1 protein-coding gene and 1 pseudogene are annotated in these 1,717 nt (G+C 65.6%); both read right to left on the minus strand.

Features of this window, described 5'->3' with window-relative positions:
* Window positions 1-1,073: tyrosine-type recombinase/integrase (locus tag EOA38_RS35740; protein ID WP_127301431.1), on the minus strand; the 1,073-nt coding region annotated here is incomplete at its 3' end.
* Window positions 1,074-1,082: 9 nt separating this feature from the next.
* Window positions 1,083-1,717 (minus strand): annotated as a pseudogene (locus tag EOA38_RS35745) (hypothetical protein); the annotation flags it as partial.

The following is a 1,717-nucleotide window of genomic DNA, read 5'->3' on the forward strand; positions in this document are numbered from 1 at the left end:
GCTTCGGGCAGCGGAGTGCCGCGGCGCGCGGTTTCGGTGAGATAGCCGGAGCGCAGGCCGTGGGCCGAGAAGGCTTGCGGATCGAGCCCGGCCTCAGCGATGCGCCGCTTCAGGATCAGATTGACGGCCTGCGGCGTCAGGGCGCGTTTTTCGAGATTGCCCCAGAGGTCGATTGCGCCAAACACCGCGCCCTCGGTGATGCCAGCGCGCTCGAGCCAGTGTTTCAAGGCCAGCACCGGCCGGCCGACGAGCAGCACGAAAGCGTCGTTGTCGGCCTGAGTTGTCTTTGTCCGGCCGAGCCGGATGGACAGGCAGGGCAGTTTTTCGCCGTCGGGTGCCTTGGGATCGGCCGGCACCGGCTCTTGCTCGACCAGCTGCTCGGCACGCAGAGCAGCAATCTCGCTGCGGCGGCGGCCGCCAGACGCGAAAGCTGTCAACAAAATGGCACGGTCGCGCACATCGACGAGACGGTTCCCGGCGCAGGCTGTCAGGAGCGCGGTCAAAATGTCGGCCGTCACCGCCTTCTTGCTCTTGCGGCCGCGCGGGCGGGCGCTGGCGCGCACGGCAAGCTTTACGGCGCTCTGCAGCCCCAGAGCGTTGAAGTTTCCTTTCAGGCCACGCCATTTGGTCAACGTCGACCAGCTCGACAGCCGCCTGCGAACCGTGCTGGGCGCGTGGGGACCGTCGACTCGCAGAAGCCCTGCCTCCTTAAGGGCGACCGTCACGTCGCCAGGCATGCCGTGCGCTGGATCGGTTTCGCGCCTGGCTCGATCCCATAGATGATGCGCGACGAATTTTAGCAACAGCGCTTCCGGCGCCGGCCAGGGCAGAGGCTCGCCCGTGGACGCCTGGCACCAAGCCTCGAGGTAGCCAAGGTCGGAAGCGAGCGCCCGCAGCGAATTATCGCCGATGCCTTCTTTTGCGAGATGACGCAACGTGGCGACGTCGTCGTCGGTGAGCAATTCGGCCAGGAAATCACGCCGATCGAAGGGCAGCACCGAATCCAGCGCGTCGAGCGCCTCCGCACGGCGCAGCTTTTGGTCGGATGCGGGTTTTGGCAGCCGGAGGTCCATGGTGCTCGCTTAAAACAGATACGGTTCGTCGGCCCAGGCGAGCAGCACGGCGGCATCGCGGTCTGGCAGGCGCACGCGCCCGGCACGCAACCCGTCGGCGATGGTGTGGCCGACGTCCGGATCGACCCAGTGCCCGTGCGTCAAAAAAAAGAACCAGGCGAAGGGCAGGCCAACCTCGGCGTCGATCGCCTCGATGCGCTCCATCAGTCGATGCACGGAGACGCTGTCTTCCGCCAGCAGCTGTTCGCTGGGAGACCGCAGAGGTCGCGGGATAAAGCCGATCTCGCGCCGGTCGCGATGCTCAAGATCGTGAATGTCGAAGGCCCAATGATCAAAGATGCGGTGGTCGCAAGCACTCGATCGTTCCCAATCGGCAAAAAAGCGGTTCTCGCGCGGGACAAAATCGAACCAGTCGGGATTGGCTTCCAGGAACGCAATATCCCGCTTACTCTCGGAGCCGACCTCGTGAATGACACGGTTCTCGAGCTCGGGACGGCTTGCCTCGCGCTGTTCCTTGTTGATGCGCGCCCGGCGCGCCAAGAAACTGCGCATGTGAACGATGCCGCCGCCAGCGCGGCCGCGCAGCCGGTAGATGGGCCCGGCAAGCACGGGCGCGACCGCATCAGGCTCGCGCCGCACCCAGG

The sequence above is a fragment of the Mesorhizobium sp. M1E.F.Ca.ET.041.01.1.1 genome, from assembly GCF_003997355.1.
Classification (GTDB): domain Bacteria; phylum Pseudomonadota; class Alphaproteobacteria; order Rhizobiales; family Rhizobiaceae; genus Mesorhizobium.